Below are 17,040 nucleotides of genomic sequence, written 5' to 3' on the forward strand. Positions count from 1 at the left end.
TCGCCGGACCGGCCCCTGCAAATCGCGGAGGCCGGTCTGTTGTAGGGGCATTGCCCACAGTTTCGTGTTGAGGGAACCATGCCCGACCTGCCCATGCCCGACCGCATCGACAGTGCCTTCCACGCCGCCATCGAGGCCCTGCTGCGCGCCGATCATGGCGACCCCTTCTCCGTCCTCGGCCCCCATCCCGGACCGGACGGCACCTGGCAGGTGCGCGCCCTGTTCCCGGACGCCCGCAGCCTGTGGATTATTGCCGCCGACGGCCAGATCCTGGGGGAGGCCGTGCGGGTGCATGACGACGGCTTCTGGCTGGCCGAGATGCGGGGCGGGCAGCGGCCCTATCGTCTGCGCATCGATTTCGGCGCCGGCCCGGTCGAGATTGACGATGCCTATCGCTTCAGCCCCTGGCTGGGCGAGTTGGACCGCCATCTGCTGGGCGAGGGCAGGCACGAGCGCATCTGGGAGAAGCTGGGCGCTCATGTGGTGGAGCATGAAGGTGTGCGCGGCACCGTTTTCGCCGTCTGGGCCCCCAGCGCCCGCCGCGTCGCCGTGGTCGGCGACTTCTGCACATGGGACGGCCGGCGCCTGCCCATGCGCCTGCATCACGGCATCGGCGTGTGGGAGGTCTTCGTGCCCCATGCGGGGGCCGGCGACCGCTACAAGTTCGAGATCAAGGGGCCGCAGGGCGAAATGCTGCCCTGGAAGGCCGATCCGCTGGCCTTCCGGGCCGAACAGCCGCCGGCCACGGCCAGCGTCGTCCATGGGCTGCCGCGCTGGGACTGGCAGGACCAGCTCTGGCAGGATGCCCGTGCCCGCGCCAACGACCGGGAAAGCCCGATCAGCATCTACGAGGTGCATCTGGGCTCGTGGAAGCGGGGTGACGGCAACCGCTACCTGACCTACCGCGAACTGGCCGACGATCTGGTGCCCTATATCAAGGAGATGGGCTTCACCCATATCGAGATGCTGCCGATCACCGAATATCCGTTCGACGGCAGCTGGGGTTATCAGCCGATCGGCCTCTACGCCCCCACCAGCCGCTTCGGCAGCCCGGAGGATTTCAAGCATTTCGTCGAGACCTGCCACCGTGAAGGCATGGGCCTGCTGCTGGACTGGGTGCCGGGGCATTTCCCCACCGATGCCCACGGGCTGGGCCTGTTCGACGGAACGCACCTGTACGAACATGCCGACCCGCGCCAGGGCTTCCACCAGGACTGGAACACGCTGATCTATAATTACGGCCGGCGGGAGGTGCGCAACTTCCTGCTGGGCAATGCGCTCTACTGGCTCGACCGTTTCCATCTGGACGGGCTGCGCGTCGATGCGGTCGCCTCCATGCTGTACCTGGATTACAGCCGCAAGGCGGGGGAATGGGTGCCCAACCGCTTCGGCGGGCGGGAGAATCTGGAGGCCATCGACGTCCTGCGCCGCATGAACGAGCTGAGCTATGGCCGCCATCCCGGCAGCATGACCGTGGCCGAGGAAAGCACCGCCTGGCCCGGCGTGTCACGGCCGGTCTATCTCGGCGGGTTGGGCTTCGGCTTCAAATGGAACATGGGCTGGATGCATGACACGCTGCAATACATGGCCCAGGACCCCATCCACCGGCGCTGGCACCATCACGATCTGACCTTCGGCCTGCTCTACGCCTTCACCGAGAACTTCATCCTGCCGCTGTCCCATGACGAGGTCGTCCACGGCAAGGGCTCGCTGCTGAACAAGATGCCCGGCGACCGCTGGCAGAAATTCGCCAATCTGCGCGCCTATTACGGCTTCATGTGGACCCATCCCGGCAAGAAGCTGCTGTTCATGGGCGGAGAGTTCGCACAGGAGCGGGAATGGAGTCATGACCGCGGCCTGGACTGGTTCCTGCTGGACCTGCCGGAGCATCAGGGGCTGCGCACCCTGGTCCGCGATCTCAACCATCTCTACCGCAGCCTGCCGGCGCTGCACCGGCTCGACTGCGACCCCGCCGGCTTCGACTGGCTGGAAGGCGGCGACAACGAGAACTCGGTCCTGGCCTATCGCCGGCTGGACGGGCACGGCAACAGCGTCACCGTCGTCTGCAACTTCACCCCGATCCCACGTCAGGGCTACCGGCTGGGCGTGCCGGAGGCCGGGCATTATGTGGAGCGTCTCAACACCGATGCCGAGATCTATGGCGGCTCCAATGTGGGCAATGGCGGCGGGCTGGACAGCGAGGATATCCCCTCCCACGGCCGGCCCAACAGCCTGTCGCTGACGCTGCCGCCCCTGGGGACCCTGGTGTTGCAGCGGGAAGGATAGACCGCCCCCGCCGGCCGCCTCACGCCTGCCGGGAAAGACCGGGCGGCGGCGGAAAGGCATCCGCGGCCGCATACAGGGCCGCGGGGTCCTGCCGGGCCAGCAACGGCCCCGACAGCGGAGCGGTCCAGACAGCCATGGCGGTCCCGCCGATGATGCCGGTCAGCAGGCCCAGTACAGCGCCCAGGCCACGCCGGTCCTCCTCCGCGATAACCCCGTAATGCCGCATGATCGGGTCCTCCTGCCAGGAGCAACAGCCGGACTCGTCTCCTGGTGCCGGGTGGTCCAACAATGATCCCAGTGCCGGTCCGGGGCCAGCGCACCTCCGCATAGGGTGGGCGTTGGCCGGGAAGCCACAATCGGGCCGGATCAGACGATCTCGCTGACCAGCTTGGCCAGGAAGGCGTCGGCGAAGCTCTCCGGGCTGTCGACCGTGCGCACGAAGGCCCCGTCGCCGACGATGACATTGTCGGCGTAATAGCGTTCCAGCCAGTCATACTCGTCCAGGATGGCCAGGGCGTTGACCGTCACGCCCGCCGCCGCCGCATAGGCCCGGGCGGAGATCGGGTCCAGGCCGGCATTGCTGAAGCCGTTGGACACCACATCGATGGTGCGGCGGTCGGTGGCGAAGGGGGCGGCGTCCACCTGCCGCACCAGCGCGGCCACGGCCCCGCCCAGGGCCGTGCTGCCGCCCATGGCCACCCCCGGCGCCGCATCGATGGTGGCCGCCATGGCCTGGCACTCATCGGCACTGGCCAGCACGCGCCAGGGCACCAGCGTGGTGACGGCATCCGGCCCGGCGAACTGCGCCAGCATGACAGCGATGCGGCGGCGGGCGCCGTTGGCGATGGCCTGCGGCACCGCCGGGTGGCGGAAGGCAGCGGCATGGCCGCGCAGCTGGAAATCCAACGTCCCCCTGCTAATGCTGGCGGAGGCGTCGACCGCCAGCACCAGGGCCAGATCCACCGGCTCCGCCGCCGCATGGGCCGGCAGCGCCATGGCTGCCGGTGCCGCCACCAACCCCGTCAGAACCGCACGCCGATTCACCCGCACCGCAGCACCGCCTCGTCTGGCCTGGATCCATCATCCCTGGTTCAGGGCATGGCGGACCATCTTGCGCATGACCGTGGGCAGCGCCTCGTCGCCCAGCCGGTCGGGCGCCACCCATCGGCATCCCGCCAGGGCCGGGGCCGCTGCCGCCCGTCCGCTCCAGACCACAATCTCCAGTTCGAAATGGGTGAAAGTATGACGCACCAGACCCGGCAGAACGCGCCAGTCGGCCGGCAGCGGCGCCTGTCCCGCCGCCTCCCCGTCCGTGGGCATCGCCGCGGTCCAGGCGGTGGACGGCACCTCCATCATGCCGCCCAGCAGCCCCTGCTCCGCCCGGCGCCGCAGCAGCACCGACCCGTCGGGCGCGCTGACGAAGAAGGCGATGCCGCGGCGGACCGGCTTGGCCGCCTTCTCCGCCTTGGCCGGCAGGCCGTCCTGGATCCCGGCGGCACGGGCGGCACAGCCGGCTTCCCAGGGGCAGAGCATGCAGCGGGGCTTCTTCGGCGTGCAGATCGTGGCCCCCAGGTCGAACAGGGCCTGGGTATAGTCGCCGGGCCGCGTGGCCGGCACCAGTCCGGCGGCCAGATCCCGCAGCCGGCCCTTGGACCCCGGCAGCGGCTCGGTCACCGCGAAGATCCGGGCCATGACCCGCTCAACATTGCCGTCCACCGCCACCGCGGGGAGGTCGAAGGCGATGGCGGCCACGGCGGCGGCAGTATAGGCGCCCACGCCTGGAAGCTGCCGCAATTGCTCCTCATCGTCGGGGAAGACACCGCCGTGCCGGTCGGCCACGGTCTGGGCGCAGCGATGCAGGTTGCGGGCGCGGGCGTAATAGCCCAGCCCGGCCCAGGCCCGCAGCACATCGTCCAGGTCCGAACCGGCCAGGGCGGAGACGGTCGGCCAGCGGCGGGTGAAGTCCTGGAAATAGGGAACCACGGCCGCCACCGTGGTCTGTTGCAGCATGATCTCCGACAGCCAGACCCGGTACGGATCCGCCGTCTCGCCGGGAGCGAAGCGCCAGGGCAGGATGCGACGGTGCCGGTCGTACCAGTCCAGCAGCCGTGCGGCCATGGCACGCGCCCTTTCCTCCGCGGCAGGGCGGGCAACAGGCTGGTCAGCCGGGCGGGCTTCTGCTTTAACGGACGGCATCGGGCTGGAGCGTTTCGCCATGACAGGACCACAGAGGTTGGGTCGCACCCTGACCGCCGTTGCGGGCAAGGCGCTGGGAAAGAACGGGCTTGCCTTCGGCGCCCTGCTGACGGACTGGGCCAGCATCGTCGGCTCGCGCCTGGCCGAACAGACATCGCCGCTGAAGCTGGTCTTCCCCGCCGGCAAGCGGGAGGAGGCGGTGATGCATCTCCGCGTCTCCAGCCCGGCGGCACTGCTGCTGCAGCATGAGGAACCCCAGCTGATCGAACGGATCAACGCCTATATGGGCTGGCGCGCGGTGGCGCGGCTGAAGCTGGTGCATGGCGGGCCGGCGCTCAAGTCCAAAAGCTATGTGGTGCCGCCCAAGCGCATCACCCCGCAGCAGGAAAAATCCATCGCCGCCACGGCCGCCACGGTGGAAGATCCCGACCTGCGGGAAGCGCTGGAACGGCTGGGCCGTGCCCTGGGCGCCGGGTGACCGGCTTGCTCCGCCCTCACCCCTCTGTTTATAGTCCAACATCTTGTGTGCAGGAGGCAATTTTGCGCCGACATGTTCGCTCCCACCTGACCCGTCGCGGCCTGATGGGCCTGACGGCCGCCGCCCTGTCGCTGGCGGCCCTGCCGCTGGCCGCGGCACCGGCCCTGGCCCAGGATGCCGGTTATGATCCGGTGAAGGCCGCCACCGAGGGTGTGATGATCGGCGACCCCAAGGCCCCGATCACCGTGATCGAATACGCCTCGATCGCCTGTTCCCATTGCGGCCATTTCGATGCCGAGATCCTGCCGAAGATCAAGGCGGAGTTCATCGACAGCGGTCAGGTCAAGCTGATCTTCCGCGACTACCCGCTGAATGCGCCGGGCCTGCGCGCCGCCATGCTGGTGCATTGCGGCGGACCGGAAAAGGGCAAGGCGCTGAAGTCGGTCTATTTCAAGACCCAGGCCAAGTGGCTGAACCAGGATTTCCTGCAGCACCTGACGCAGACGGCCAAGCTGGCCGGCATGTCCCAGCCCCAGATCGATGCCTGCCTGGCCAACAAGCCGCTGGAGGATGCCATCATCCAGAGCCAGATGGTGGCGGCCGAGAAGTACAAGATCGACAGCACCCCGACCTTCCTGATCAATGAGGGCGCCGGCCGTGTCAATGGCGCCAACGAGCAGGAACTGATCGATGCGCTGGTGAAGGCCGGCGCCAAGCGCGGCAAGCCCGCCGGCTGAGTGATCCGCATGCGCCGCCTCCCCCGCCGCCCTGACCGTCCGGCCCGCCGCCCGTGCTGCGCCGGCCGCGGAGTGCGGGCCGGGGTGGGGCGGCCGGCCCTGCCGTGACAGGGATACCGCCGTGCAGTTCACCAGGCTCCGTCTTTCCGGCTTCAAATCCTTCGTCGATCCGACCGAACTGCTGATCGAGCCGGGCATGACCGGCGTCGTCGGCCCCAACGGCTGCGGCAAATCCAACCTGCTGGAAGCGCTGCGCTGGGTCATGGGCGAGACCTCGGCCAAGAAGATGCGCGGCGCCGATATGGACGACGTCATCTTCGGCGGCACCGCCACCCGCCCCGCCCGCAATCTGTGCGAGGTGGCGCTGGTCCTGGACAATGCCAGCCGCACGGCGCCGGCCCAGTTCAACGACCTGGACGAGCTGGAGATCACCCGCAAGCTGACCCGCGGCGAAGGGTCGGATTACCGCGTCAACGGCAAGCTGGTGCGCGCCCGCGACGTGCAGATCCTGTTCGCCGACAATGCCTCGGGCGCCAACAGCCCGGCCCTGGTCAGCCAGGGGCGCGTCGGCGCCCTGATCAACGCCAGGCCCGGCGACCGCCGCCAGTTGCTGGAGGAAGCCGCCGGCATCAGCGGCCTGCATGCCCGCAAGCATGAGGCCGAGCTGCGGCTGCGCGCCGCCGAGACCAATCTGACCCGGCTGGACGATGTGCTGACCACCATGGATCAGCAGCTCCAGGGCTTGCGCAAGCAGGCGCGGCAGGCCAGCCGCTACCGGAACCTGCAGGAGCATATCCGCCGGGCCGAGGCCATCCTGCTGCATCTGAAATGGACCGAGGTCGAGGCACAGGTGCAGCGCGCCCGTGCCGGATTCGCCACCGCCGAGGAGGCGGTGCGCGGCCTGATGCTGGCGGTGACCCAGGCCACGGCGCGGCGGCTGGAGGAAGCCGAGGGGCTGCCGGCCCGGCGTCAGGCCGAGGCGGCATCGGCCGCGGCCCTGCAACGGCTGCTGCTGGCGCGTGAACAGCTGGACACGGAGGAGCGCCGGGCCAGGGAGGCCTTCGCCGCCGTGCAGCGCCGGCTGGCCCAGCTCGATGGCGACCTGTCGCGCGAGACATCCCTGGCCCAGGACGCCCGCCAGGCCCTGGAGCGGCTGGCCGAGGAACGCCTGTCGTTGCTGGAGGCGCAGGAGCAGGAAGCCATCGAGCAGGAGGAGGCGCAGGCCGCCCTGCTGGAGGCCCGCGATGCCGTGGATGCCGCCGACCGTGATCTGGCCCGTTCCCTGGAGGCGGCCGCCGCCGACGAGGCACAGCGCAGCGCCCTGGAGCGCCAGCTGCGGGACCTGGAGACCCGGGTCACCGCCACCCGCCGCCGGCTGGAGGAGCAGCGGGTGCAGCAGGCGGCGTTGCAGGCCGAAACCGGCGGCCGCGCCGACCTGGAGGAGGCCGAAGCCGCCATCGCCGAGGCCGAGGAACGGCTGGACCTGGCCCGCGCCGAGGCCGAGGCGGCCGAGCGGGCCAAGGCCGAGGCCGAGCATGCCGCCGAGCAGCGGCGGGCCGAGGGTCAGGTGGCCCAGGCCCGCGCCCGCGATGCCCTGGCCCAGGCCGACCAGCATCGCGGCCGGCTGCGGGCCGAGCGCGACGGTCTTCAGGCCTTGCTGAAGGTCAACAAGGCCGACCTGTTCCCGCCGCTGATCGACGCCGTGACGGTGACGCCGGGCTATGAACAGGCGCTGGCCGCCGCCCTGGGCGATGATCTGACGGCACCGCTGGACGAGGCGGCGCCGGTGCATTGGCGTGCCCTGCCCGCCCTGCCCGATCCGGCCCCCCTGCCCGCCGGCAGCGATCCGCTGGCCCGGCAGGTGCGGGCCCCGGCGGCGCTGGCCCGCTGCCTGTCCCATGTGGCCCTGGTGCCCGATGCCGCCACGGCGGCGCGGCTGGCCCCGGACCTGCGGCCGGGTCAGGTGCTGGTGACCCGCGATGGCGGCGCTTGGCGCTGGGACGGGCTGACCACGGCCCCGGGCGCCCCCACCGCCGCCGCCATCCGCCTGACCCAGCGCAACCGGCTGGCCGAGCTGGAGCTGGAACTGGCCGCGGCCGAGGACCGGGTCACCGAGGCCCGGGAGACGGTCGAGCAGGTGCGCGCCGGGGCGGAGGCCGCCGCTGCCGCGGCCCGCGTCGGGCTGGATCAGGCCGCCGCCCGCGACCGGACCGCCCGCGATGCCGTGCGCACCGCGTTCAGCGCCAGCAGCCAGGCCCGCGACGCCCATGCCCGGCTGGCCCAGGCCGCCGCCGCCGCGGCGTCGCGGCTGCAGGCCCTGGCCGAAGCCGTCGCCCAGTCCGAGGCCGACCGGCTGGCCGCCGAGGAACACTGGACCGAGGCCCGCGAGGCCCTGGCCGGGCTGCCCGACCCGGCGGAGGGCCGCAACCGCATCGCCGAGCTGCGGGCGCGGGTGGCGGAGCAGCGGACCCGTCTGGCCGGCTGCCAGAACGCCGCCGACCGGCTGGTGCGCGATGCCGAGTCCCGCCGCCGCCGTCTGGCCGCCATCGCCCAGGAGCACGCCTCCTGGACCGGCCGCATGGCCGGCACCGACGGCCGTCTGGCCGAGTTGGAGGAGCGCGCGGCGGAGGCGCGGGCCGAGCTGGATCTTCTGGCCGAACGCCCGGCCGAGATCGAGCTTCAGCGTGAGGATCTGGCCGGCCGCATCGCCGAGGCCGAGCGCGTGCGCAAGCGCGCAGCCGATGCGCTGGCTGAGCTGGAAACCCGCATGGCCGAGATCGAACGCCAGTTGAAGAATGCGGAGAACGGTCTTGCCGATGCGCGCGAGGCCCGCGCCCGCGCCGAGGCGGCCGTGGCCGCCGCCCAGCAGGCGCAGCAGACCGTGCGCGAGCGCATCGCCGAGCGGATCGACTGCGATCCGGACACGGTGCTGTCGGTGGCCGGCATCGACCCGGCCGAGGACCTTCCCGATCCCGCCGCCGTGGAGTCCCGGCTCGACCGGCTGCTGGCCGAACGGGAGAATATGGGGCCGGTCAATCTGCGCGCCGAACAGGAGGTGCGGGAGCTGGAGGAGCAGATCGGGGTCATGCGCGGCGAGCGCGAGGATCTGGTCAGCGCCATCTCCCGCCTGCGCCAGGGCATCGCCAGCCTGAACCGCGAAGCGCGGGAACGGCTGCTGGCCGCCTTCAGCAAGGTCGACGCCCATTTCCAGGAGATGTTCACCAGCCTGTTCGGCGGCGGCCGGGCGCATCTGAAGCTGACCGAGGCCGAGGACCCGCTGGAGGCCGGGTTGGAGATCTATGCCAGCCCGCCGGGCAAGAAGCTGCAGGTGCTGTCGCTGCTGTCGGGCGGCGAACAGGCGCTGACGGCCCTGTCGCTGCTGTTCGCCGTGTTCCTGTGCAATCCCGCGCCGATCTGCGTGCTGGACGAGGTGGATGCGCCGCTGGACGAGGCCAATGTCGGCCGCTTCTGCGATCTGGTCGAACAGATGGCCCGCGGTGGACAGACGCGTTTCCTCATCGTCACCCACCATCGCCTGACCATGGCGCGCATGGACCGGCTGTTCGGCGTCACCATGATGGAGCGGGGCGTCAGCCAGCTGGTCTCGGTCGATCTGGCCGCCGCGGAAAGCATGGCGGCATGATCCTGCCGACGGCACGCTTTGGCGCGGAAATTGTTGGATGATCGGTGATTTGGATCACTGCAACGTCACAAGGCTGCCCCAATATGATGCAATGGGCTTGTTGGGGGGCTGCTGGGGTGCCGTGGCACGGGTAACCGGGCCCGACAGGTTTGAGGAGCGAGCAAAATGACGTCTCGTCGCGCCCTGAAAGTACTGGCCGCCGCGGCCATGCTGGGCGGTCTTGCGGCCTGCGCCAATCCGCAGGCGGATCAGGCCCTGTATGCGCAGCAGGCCTTCATCGGCATGCCGAAGCAGACGCTGCTGTCCTGCGCCGGTGTGCCGGCACGGTCGGCCACCATCGACAATGTCGACTATTTCACTTATGTCAGCCAGCGCATCACCACGGACCGCTATCCGTCGCCGCGCTTTGGTGCCGGCTACTACCATCCCTGGTACGGGCCGGGCTGGGGTCCCTGGGGCGGCTATGGCGCCTGGGGCTGGCCGGACGAGGTCGAGATCGAAAGCCGCGACTGCCAGGCCACCTTCACCCTGCGCAACGGCACGGTGACGCAACTGGTCTATGGCGGCGCCACCGACAGCCAGTCCCGCCGGCTGGGCCAGTGCTACCAGATCGTCGAGAACTGTCTGGCCCTGATCCCGCAGCAGCAGGTGCAGCCGGCCAGCACCTCCCGTTGATCGGCTTCCGTCTTTTCATCCCGATCCCGAGGCCCGCACCGCTGGTGCGGGCCTTCTGCGTTGTTGAGGGGCTCGGCCGGAAGTCATAGCGGGATGATCGATCTGCCGGCGATATGTCATAGGCTGTATTGTTCGGTCACAAATCCTCTTGCGCGTGCGCCGCAACATCCCGTTCCCTGTATGCAACAGGGCACCTGCCCCGCGATCCGCGGGCCGGATGCCCCACACCCGGACAGGTGGGGGACACTGGCATGCACGTCTCGGCGATCCTGAAGACCAAGGGCGCGACCATCATCACGGCGCGGCCCGAGGATATGGTGGGCACCACGGCCCAGCTTCTCAGCATCAACCGCATCGGCGCCGTGCTGGTGGTCGATGCCGCCGGCGGCATTGCCGGTATCCTGTCGGAACGCGACATCGTGCGGGCGCTGGCCAGCTATGGCGCCCCGGTGCTGCAGATGCCGGTGTCCGACCTGATGACGCGCCGGGTCATGACCTGCAGCCCCGACGACACCGTGGCCAGCATCATGGCGCGCATGACGGACGGCCGCTTCCGCCATATGCCGGTGCTCGACCGCGGCCGGCTGGTCGGCGTCATCAGCATCGGCGACGTGGTGAAGTTCCGCCTCGACGAATACACGCACGAGGTGGAGAGCCTGCGCAGCTACGTCGCCGGCAGTCTCTGACCCCGCGGAGGGCATCGGCATGTTCCTGACCGTCCGACAGGCGCCGGCACCGCCGGCGCCAGCGCCCCCTCTCGCCCTTGCCGCCCCCTGGCCGCCAGCACCGGCCACGGCACCGGAACGGTTCAAGTTCCTGGTCTGTGTCGATGGCAGCCCGCAATCCCGTGCCGCCTTGCGCTTCGCAGCCCTGCGCGCCCGCAATGTCGGCGGGTTGCTGGCCCTGCTGCATGTCATTGAACCGGCCGAGTATCTGGGCTGGATGAGCATCGCCGACGCCATGGAGCAGGAGAGCCGCGCCGAGGCGGAGCTGCTGCTGCATGGTCTGGCCGGCGAGGTGCAGCGGCTGACCGGCCTGATCCCGGAACTGCATATCCGCCAGGGCCAGATCGGCGAGGAAATCCTGGCCGCTATCGCCGAGGATGGCGACATTCACGCCCTGGTGGTCGGCGCCGCCCCGCCGGCGGTGCGCAAGGGCCGCCTGATCTCGTGGCTGGCGGGTGAACTCGCCGGGACCTTGGACATTCCGCTGCTGGTGGTTCCGGGCAACCTGACAACCGAACGCATTGACCGTCTGGCCTGAGCGACGGCACCATGCCGGGACCTTTGGGCCTGGGGAACCGTTGTCCCTGGAGGCCGGCCGTCCGGAGTTCCTGCGTATCTTGCCCGATAATCCCCTTCTGGCCGGCACCTTGGCCAGCCTGATCGCCGGCGCCGCCACCGGTCTGGGCGCCGCCCCCATGCTGCTGATCCGCCGCCTGACCGACCGCTGGCAGGACACGCTGCTGGGTTTCGCCGCCGGCGTCATGCTGGCCGCCAGTTTCTTCAGCCTGATCATCCCGGCGCTGGACATCGTCGAACACAGCGGCCACAGCCGCTCCAGCGCGGCACTGACCGTGCTGACGGCGGTGCTGCTGGGGGCCGCAGTGCTCTGGCTGATCAACCGGACGGTCCCGCACGAGCATTTCATCCCCCAGGCGCACAGCCCCCTCCATGCGGCTAAGCTGCGGCGGATCTGGCTGTTCGTGCTGGCCATCACCCTGCACAATGTGCCGGAGGGGCTGGCCGTCGGCGTCGGCTTTGGTGGTGGTGATCTGGCCCAGGGCCGGACCATCGCCCTGGCCATCGGCCTGCAGAACATGCCGGAAGGGCTGGCCGTGGCCGCCAGCCTGATCGGGCTGAACTATCGGCGGAGCGTGGCCGTGGGTGTGGCCCTGCTGACCGGACTGGTGGAACCGCTGGGCGGGCTGCTGGGGGCCGCCGCCACCAGCCTGTCGCAACCGCTGCTGCCCTGGGGTCTGGGCTTCGCCGCCGGCGCCATGCTGTTCGTCATCAGCAACGAGATCATCCCGGAAACCCACCGACAGGGGCATGAGACTATGGCCACCGGCGGGGTCATGGTCGGGCTGGCCGTGATGATGTATCTGGACGTGACCCTGGGCTGAGGGCGGATTTGCAGCGGCCGCCGGGTGTGAAATCGCGCATAGTCACGGGCGCCGGCTGTTTGTTAGGGTCCGGACCTCTGTGCAATTCCCGAGGAAGCGAACCGATGGCCATCGATCTCTATGTCTGGCCCACGCCGAACGGCTACAAGGTTTCCATCGCCCTGGAGGAGATGGGGCTGCCCTACACGGTGCATGCCGTCAATATCGGCGCCGGTGACCAGTTCAAGCCGGACTTCCTGAAGATCAGCCCAAACAACCGCATGCCCGCCATCGTCGATTCCGACGGGCCCGGCGGCAAGCCGCTGAGCCTGTTCGAATCCGGCGCCATCCTGATCTATCTGGCGGAGAAGACCGGCAAGTTCCGTCCGCAGGACCCGGCCACCTGGTACACGCACCTGCAGTGGCTGATGTGGCAGATGGGCGGCGTCGGCCCCATGTTCGGCCAGGCCGGCCATTTCATGTTCTATGCGCCGGAGAAGATCCAGTACGGCATCGATCGCTACGGTGCCGAGGCCAAGCGGCTGATGAAGGTCGCCAATGAGCGGCTGGCCGCATCGGCCTATCTGGGCGGCGACGAATACGGCATCGCCGACATGGCCACGTTCCCCTGGCTGCGCCTGCATGAGCGCTATGGCATCGAAACCGCCGAGTTCCCGCATGTGAAGCGCTGGATCGACGCCATCGCCGCCCGCCCCGCCGTGCAGCGCGGGCTGGAGCTGCTGAAGGAGAATGTGCGCCCCGCCGGCCAGTCCCTGACCGACGCCGAGCGGGAAAACATGTTCGGCAAGAAGCGCTGACGGCGAACACGGCCCCGGGTCCGTCACCCGGGGCCGGACCGCACCCAGATCCGCGCCATGCTGCGCGCCCGGCCACGGCCGCCGGCTGCTATTACTCTGCGTAGTAGATATGGCGACCGATGGACGCCACCGGACGGAAGGCGGTCTTCCAGGTGGGATGCACGTCATCGCGGTGGAAATAGAGGGCGCCCCGGGTCGGATCGCGCTCCGGCGCGCGGGCCATCTCCTCGGCGATGCGCAGCGCCTCCTGCCAGGAGCGGGCGTCCTGCGCCGCATCGCTGCGGCCATCGCACCACCAGGAGAACTGACAGGGGCCCTTTGATCCGCCCTGGCGGACGACACCGCAGATGCTGTCGGGAAAGTCCGGATGCCGGGTCCGGTTCAGCACCACCGCGGCCACGGCCCGCTTGGCGGTTTCCGGCTCGCCGCGCGCCTCGAAATAGACCGCCTGGGCCAGACAGTGCTTCTGTTCCGGCGCCAGCGCCAGGGCCGGCAGCGCTTCTGCCGCGGGAACACCCGCGATCTCCTCCACCACACGGTCCGGCGTTCCGCCCAGCCGCGATACGCCCCAATCCGCCACGACCAGAGTAAGCGCCACCGCCGTCATCTTCCCGATATCGCTCCGCATGGGTCCCTCGCCCCGTTGTTGCCGACGGGCCGACAACGGGACGATGCGGACAGAGGTTCGGTGGTACGGCTCTTACCCCGCTTCCTGCGGCTCCCTGCCCCTTCCGAGGAGAGGAGAGCCGGGGGTTTCATGCCGCGCGGGCGGACTCTGCCATGGCCTGCTCCGCCGTCTGCCAGGCGAAGACCTCGGGCGGCATGGGCGGGCTGTCATAGTGGCGGCCCATGGCCTCCAGCACATCGCTGGTGGGAACCGTGCGCGATCCGGCCTTGAACAGGCCCTTGACCCAGACCACGGCGGCCAGCTCCCCGTCCATGGTCTCGAACACATGTTCCATATAGACCCATTTGGCGTCCCAGCAGAGCAATCGCGTCTTCAGGCGATAGCGCTGGAACGGCAGCAGCGAGCGGCGGAAGCGCACGGTTGCACCGCCCAGGATCGGCGCCCAGCGCTGGCGCACCAGCGTGCGTACCATGCCGGTGCGCAGCATCATGTCGATGCGCCCCAGATCGGCAATGGTCAGATAGCGGCCATTGTTGATGTGCAGATTGACGTCCAGGTCATTGGGCAGGACCCGGAAGGTCAGCTCCGACACATCCAGCGGCTCCAGCCGCCGCCGGGACAGCAGCGCCGTGGCAATGACCCACAGCATGCGGAAAAACAGATTCATGGCCCTGGATGTTCATGGTTGTGCAGGGAAAGCCGGATGCCCTCGGCGGGCTGTCCCCGCTTCATCCCCCACGAAGATGAAGGAGCCAGGGATCAGCAGGCCCGATCGGCGTACACACGACCCCGGGGCCGCCTGCGCAGGCACGGCGCGAAGACAGGAAAACGGGAGGCCCCGGAAATGACAGGGCGAGCCGATCAACCGGCCCGTCCCCACGGGCCAGCCGGCGGGCAAAGGCCCCGGCGGCGTCAGCGCCGGGGCCCTTCCTCAGTGTCAGAACTGCTCGACGGCCAAGTCCATCATGCTCTTGCCGCCGGCCATCAGGCTGCGGAAGCGGAATTCCACCTCCGGCAGCATCTTCTCGACGAAGAAGCGGGCGGTCTTGATCTTGGCGTCGTAGAAGTCGGCCTTGCCGTCGCTGCCATCCGCCAGCTTGGCCTGCGCGACCTTCACCATCTTCAGCCACATCCAGCCCAGGCTGACCAGACCGAACATGCGGAGATAATCGGTGCTGGCGGCACCGGCCTCATCCGGCCGGGCCATGCCCTTCTGGGCCACGATGGCGGTGGCCTGCTGCAGCTTGCCGAAGGCCTTGGCCAGCGGCACCACGAATTCCAGCAGCGCCGGGTTCTCCTGGCTCTGCTCCAGCTCGGCCTGCATCGGGTGGAAGAAGCGGCGCAGCAGGCGGCCCATGTTCTGCGGCATCTTGCGGCCCACCAGATCCAGCGCCTGGATGCCGTTGGCGCCTTCATAGATCATGGCGATGCGGGCATCGCGCACGAACTGCTCCATGCCCCATTCCCGGATATAGCCGTGGCCGCCATACATCTGCTGGCTGTTGGTGGCGACCTCGTAGCCCATGTCGGTGAAGTAGGCCTTCACCACCGGCGTCAGCAGGGCGACGAAATCCTCCGCCTCCTGCCGCACCTTCGGGTCCGGGTGCTTCTCATAGGTGTCGATCATCATGCCGACCCAATAGCCCAGCGCGCGGGCGCCCTCAATGAAGGCCTTGCCCTGCAGCAGGTTCTTGCGCACGTCGGGATGCACGATGATGGGATCGGCGGCCTTGTCCAGCGCCTTGGCCCCGGACAGCGACCGGCCCTGGATGCGGTCCTTGGCATAGACGACGGCGTTCTGATAGGCGACGGCGCCCACGCCCAGGCCCTGCATGCCGACGCCCAGACGGGCCGCGTTCATCATGGTGAACATGGCGCGCATGCCCTTGTGGGCCTCGCCCACCAGCCAGCCGGTGGCGTCGTCGAAGTTCATGACGCAGGTGGCGTTGCCGTTGATGCCCATCTTGTGCTCGATGGAGCCGCACATCACGCCGTTGCGCACGCCGGGCTCGTTGTCATCGTTGGGCAGGAACTTCGGCACCAGGAACAGGCTGATGCCCTTGATGCCCGGCGGGGCGTCGGGCAGCTTGGCCAGCACCAGATGGACGATGTTCTTCGTCAGGTCGTGCTCACCGGCGGAGATGAAGATCTTGGTGCCGGTGATCTTGTAGCTGCCATCCTCATTGGGGACGGCCTTGGTCTTCAGCAGGCCCAGATCGGTGCCGCAGTGCGGCTCGGTCAGGCACATGGTGCCGGACCACTCGCCGGCCACCATCTTCGGCAGGTAGCGCTGCTTCAGCTCGTCATTGGCATGGGCCTTGATGGCGCTCATGGCGCCGTGGGTCAGGCCCGGATACATGGCGAAGGCCATGTTGGCGGAGCACATCAGCTCCTCCAGCACGAAGCCGATCGTGTGCGGCAGCCCCTGCCCGCCGAATTCGGGATCGAAGGCCATGCCCTGCCAGCCGCCCTCGACATACTTGTCATAGGCTTCCTTGAAGCCCTTGGGCGTGCGCACCACACCGTTCTCGTAGTGGCAGCCTTCCTCGTGGCCGACGCGGTTCAGCGGCTGCAGCTCGTTCTCACAGAGCTTGGCCGCCTCCTCCAGCACGGACTGGATCAGGTCGGGCGTGGCATCCTCGTACCCCGGCAACTGGGCCAGGGTCTGGGCGTTCAGAACGTCGTTGAGGACGAAATTGATGTCCTCAAGCGGAGCCTTGTAGACGGGCATGGGAGGGGTCCTTCCTCTCATCGGCGGCCGGCACGGCTCCACCCCGGCAACAGGCGTCATTGCCCGAATTCGGGGAAGAAGGCACCGGAACGCGCGGGTGGGCGACAGTCTTGCGGGTCTTGATGACCCGATCTAGCTTACCTTGACGTAAACGTTATTTCCAGCATCCGACCGACGCCGGGAGCCGACGGATGATGCTACATGCGCCGTTCCCATTGGCGTGGGTCGCGGCTCGTGTGGAAGACGGCAATGATCTCCACCTCCTCCGGAAAAAGGCGGAAAAGTAAACCGTAGGGAAAGTGGCGGAAGCCGGCTCTGCGTATGTCATTGCGCACGCTTGGGAACTGATGGGGATTCTCGCGGAGCCGGAGGAGGAGACGCTCATATTCGTCCAGCAGGCGGCCGGCCAATTCCCGGCGGATCTCCCCATACCAGCGGAGAGCATCGGCGAGTTCAGCCTCGGCTGCCGACGTCAGGCGGACATGGATCACCCAAAGCGCTTCCGAAGGTCAGCCAACGCTTCGAAGGCATCCCGCCCCTCCCCTGGACGCTTGTCGAGCTGGGCGAGCCTGCGGTCGACCTCGATGGCCTGCGCCTCCGTCAACGGAAGTCTGTCCCGGTCGATGCTGTCCCACAGTTCCTCGATCAGGATCAGCCGCTCCTGAGTGGAAAGGTGGCTAAAGTCCAAGGTCGACATGGAGGATATTCCGCCTCGATGCATGATGGCCCGACGTCACCCCACGG

The 17,040-nt window shown here is 68.8% G+C and carries 17 protein-coding genes; 9 read left to right on the top strand and 8 right to left on the bottom strand.

The genetic code is table 11. The features are described 5' to 3' along the window. Window positions 1–78 precede the first annotated feature (78 nt). Complete coding sequence (gene glgB / locus DK368_RS12665; RefSeq protein WP_114394321.1) at window positions 79–2,286, top strand: 1,4-alpha-glucan branching protein GlgB; 2,208 nt, start codon at window positions 79–81, stop codon at window positions 2,284–2,286. Window positions 2,287–2,305: 19 nt separating this feature from the next. On the opposite strand, the gene DK368_RS12670 is transcribed toward glgB, so the two are convergent. The 3 genes from DK368_RS12670 to mutY all read right to left on the bottom strand — a co-directional run bounded on the left by DK368_RS12670 (window position 2,306) and on the right by mutY (window position 4,404). Further along, window positions 2,306–2,512: a hypothetical protein gene (locus tag DK368_RS12670; protein ID WP_114394322.1), complete on the bottom strand. Its 207-nt coding sequence runs from the start codon at window positions 2,510–2,512 to the stop codon at window positions 2,306–2,308. Window positions 2,513–2,652: 140 nt separating this feature from the next. Continuing rightward, window positions 2,653–3,300 (bottom strand): DUF1194 domain-containing protein, encoded by a 648-nt coding sequence (locus DK368_RS12675; RefSeq protein WP_155524571.1) that lies wholly within the window; start codon window positions 3,298–3,300, stop codon window positions 2,653–2,655. A 66-nt stretch (window positions 3,301–3,366) separates the two neighbouring features. Beyond that, window positions 3,367–4,404, bottom strand: coding sequence for an A/G-specific adenine glycosylase (gene mutY, locus DK368_RS12680; RefSeq protein ID WP_240002478.1), 1,038 nt, complete (start codon window positions 4,402–4,404; stop codon window positions 3,367–3,369). 97 nt (window positions 4,405–4,501) lie between these two features. On the opposite strand from mutY, the gene DK368_RS12685 reads away from it, so the two are divergent. The 8 genes from DK368_RS12685 to DK368_RS12720 all read left to right on the top strand — a co-directional run bounded on the left by DK368_RS12685 (window position 4,502) and on the right by DK368_RS12720 (window position 12,937). Further along, complete coding sequence (locus DK368_RS12685; protein ID WP_114394325.1) at window positions 4,502–4,960, top strand: DUF721 domain-containing protein; 459 nt, start codon at window positions 4,502–4,504, stop codon at window positions 4,958–4,960. Window positions 4,961–5,022: 62 nt separating this feature from the next. Beyond that, window positions 5,023–5,697: a thioredoxin domain-containing protein gene (locus tag DK368_RS12690; RefSeq protein WP_114394326.1), complete on the top strand. Its 675-nt coding sequence runs from the start codon at window positions 5,023–5,025 to the stop codon at window positions 5,695–5,697. Window positions 5,698–5,818: 121 nt separating this feature from the next. Beyond that, window positions 5,819–9,340, top strand: a complete 3,522-nt coding sequence (gene smc, locus DK368_RS12695; RefSeq protein ID WP_114394327.1) for a chromosome segregation protein SMC — start codon at window positions 5,819–5,821, stop codon at window positions 9,338–9,340. A 165-nt stretch (window positions 9,341–9,505) separates the two neighbouring features. After that, window positions 9,506–10,015 carry a hypothetical protein gene (locus tag DK368_RS12700; RefSeq protein ID WP_114394328.1) on the top strand — a complete coding sequence of 170 codons (510 nt, stop codon included), beginning with the start codon at window positions 9,506–9,508 and terminating at the stop codon, window positions 10,013–10,015. A gap of 251 nt (window positions 10,016–10,266) precedes the next feature. After that, complete coding sequence (locus DK368_RS12705) at window positions 10,267–10,701, top strand: CBS domain-containing protein (protein WP_114394329.1); 435 nt, start codon at window positions 10,267–10,269, stop codon at window positions 10,699–10,701. A gap of 19 nt (window positions 10,702–10,720) precedes the next feature. Beyond that, a complete protein-coding gene (locus DK368_RS12710) occupies window positions 10,721–11,278 on the top strand; it encodes a universal stress protein (RefSeq protein ID WP_114394330.1) in 558 nt (185 codons plus the stop codon). A 79-nt stretch (window positions 11,279–11,357) separates the two neighbouring features. Beyond that, window positions 11,358–12,140: a ZIP family metal transporter gene (locus DK368_RS12715; RefSeq protein ID WP_240002479.1), complete on the top strand. Its 783-nt coding sequence runs from the start codon at window positions 11,358–11,360 to the stop codon at window positions 12,138–12,140. A gap of 104 nt (window positions 12,141–12,244) precedes the next feature. Continuing rightward, on the top strand, window positions 12,245–12,937 hold the full coding sequence (locus tag DK368_RS12720) for a glutathione binding-like protein (protein ID WP_114394331.1): 693 nt from the start codon (window positions 12,245–12,247) through the stop codon (window positions 12,935–12,937). 91 nt (window positions 12,938–13,028) lie between these two features. Here the strand turns inward: DK368_RS12720 and DK368_RS12725 are convergent, their stop codons facing one another. The 5 genes from DK368_RS12725 to DK368_RS12745 form a co-directional block, all read right to left on the bottom strand. Continuing rightward, complete coding sequence (locus DK368_RS12725) at window positions 13,029–13,565, bottom strand: cell wall hydrolase (protein ID WP_114394332.1); 537 nt, start codon at window positions 13,563–13,565, stop codon at window positions 13,029–13,031. A gap of 127 nt (window positions 13,566–13,692) precedes the next feature. Beyond that, entirely contained in the window at window positions 13,693–14,232 is a 540-nt protein-coding gene (locus DK368_RS12730) for a thioesterase family protein (RefSeq protein ID WP_114394333.1), read from the bottom strand. Between the two features lie 270 nt (window positions 14,233–14,502). Continuing rightward, window positions 14,503–16,296, bottom strand: a complete 1,794-nt coding sequence (locus tag DK368_RS12735) for an acyl-CoA dehydrogenase C-terminal domain-containing protein (protein WP_114394334.1) — start codon at window positions 16,294–16,296, stop codon at window positions 14,503–14,505. A 197-nt stretch (window positions 16,297–16,493) separates the two neighbouring features. Further along, complete coding sequence (locus DK368_RS12740; protein WP_114394335.1) at window positions 16,494–16,787, bottom strand: type II toxin-antitoxin system RelE/ParE family toxin; 294 nt, start codon at window positions 16,785–16,787, stop codon at window positions 16,494–16,496. Beyond that, window positions 16,784–16,993, bottom strand: coding sequence for an addiction module protein (locus tag DK368_RS12745; RefSeq protein WP_114394336.1), 210 nt, complete (start codon window positions 16,991–16,993; stop codon window positions 16,784–16,786). The genes DK368_RS12740 and DK368_RS12745 overlap by 4 nt, the downstream gene beginning before the upstream one ends. Window positions 16,994–17,040 lie beyond the last annotated feature (47 nt).

This window comes from Oleisolibacter albus (assembly GCF_003336875.1).
GTDB classification, from domain to species: Bacteria; Pseudomonadota; Alphaproteobacteria; order Azospirillales; family Azospirillaceae; genus Niveispirillum; species Niveispirillum album.

Bases quoted from the DNA above. Each gene is read 5' to 3' on its own strand.
- DK368_RS12670 (WP_114394322.1), bottom strand. From the start codon at position 2,512: ATGCGGCATTACGGGGTTATCGCGGAGGAGGACCGGCGTGGCCTGGGC.
- DK368_RS12745 (WP_114394336.1), bottom strand. From the start codon at position 16,993: ATGTCGACCTTGGACTTTAGCCACCTTTCCACTCAGGAGCGGCTGATC.
- glgB (WP_114394321.1), top strand. From the start codon at position 79: ATGCCCGACCTGCCCATGCCCGACCGCATCGACAGTGCCTTCCACGCC.
- DK368_RS12730 (WP_114394333.1), bottom strand. From the start codon at position 14,232: ATGAATCTGTTTTTCCGCATGCTGTGGGTCATTGCCACGGCGCTGCTG.
- DK368_RS12705 (WP_114394329.1), top strand. From the start codon at position 10,267: ATGCACGTCTCGGCGATCCTGAAGACCAAGGGCGCGACCATCATCACG.
- DK368_RS12685 (WP_114394325.1), top strand. From the start codon at position 4,502: ATGACAGGACCACAGAGGTTGGGTCGCACCCTGACCGCCGTTGCGGGC.
- mutY (WP_240002478.1), bottom strand. From the start codon at position 4,404: ATGGCCGCACGGCTGCTGGACTGGTACGACCGGCACCGTCGCATCCTG.
- DK368_RS12720 (WP_114394331.1), top strand. From the start codon at position 12,245: ATGGCCATCGATCTCTATGTCTGGCCCACGCCGAACGGCTACAAGGTT.
- DK368_RS12710 (WP_114394330.1), top strand. From the start codon at position 10,721: ATGTTCCTGACCGTCCGACAGGCGCCGGCACCGCCGGCGCCAGCGCCC.
- DK368_RS12735 (WP_114394334.1), bottom strand. From the start codon at position 16,296: ATGCCCGTCTACAAGGCTCCGCTTGAGGACATCAATTTCGTCCTCAAC.
- DK368_RS12725 (WP_114394332.1), bottom strand. From the start codon at position 13,565: ATGCGGAGCGATATCGGGAAGATGACGGCGGTGGCGCTTACTCTGGTC.
- DK368_RS12700 (WP_114394328.1), top strand. From the start codon at position 9,506: ATGACGTCTCGTCGCGCCCTGAAAGTACTGGCCGCCGCGGCCATGCTG.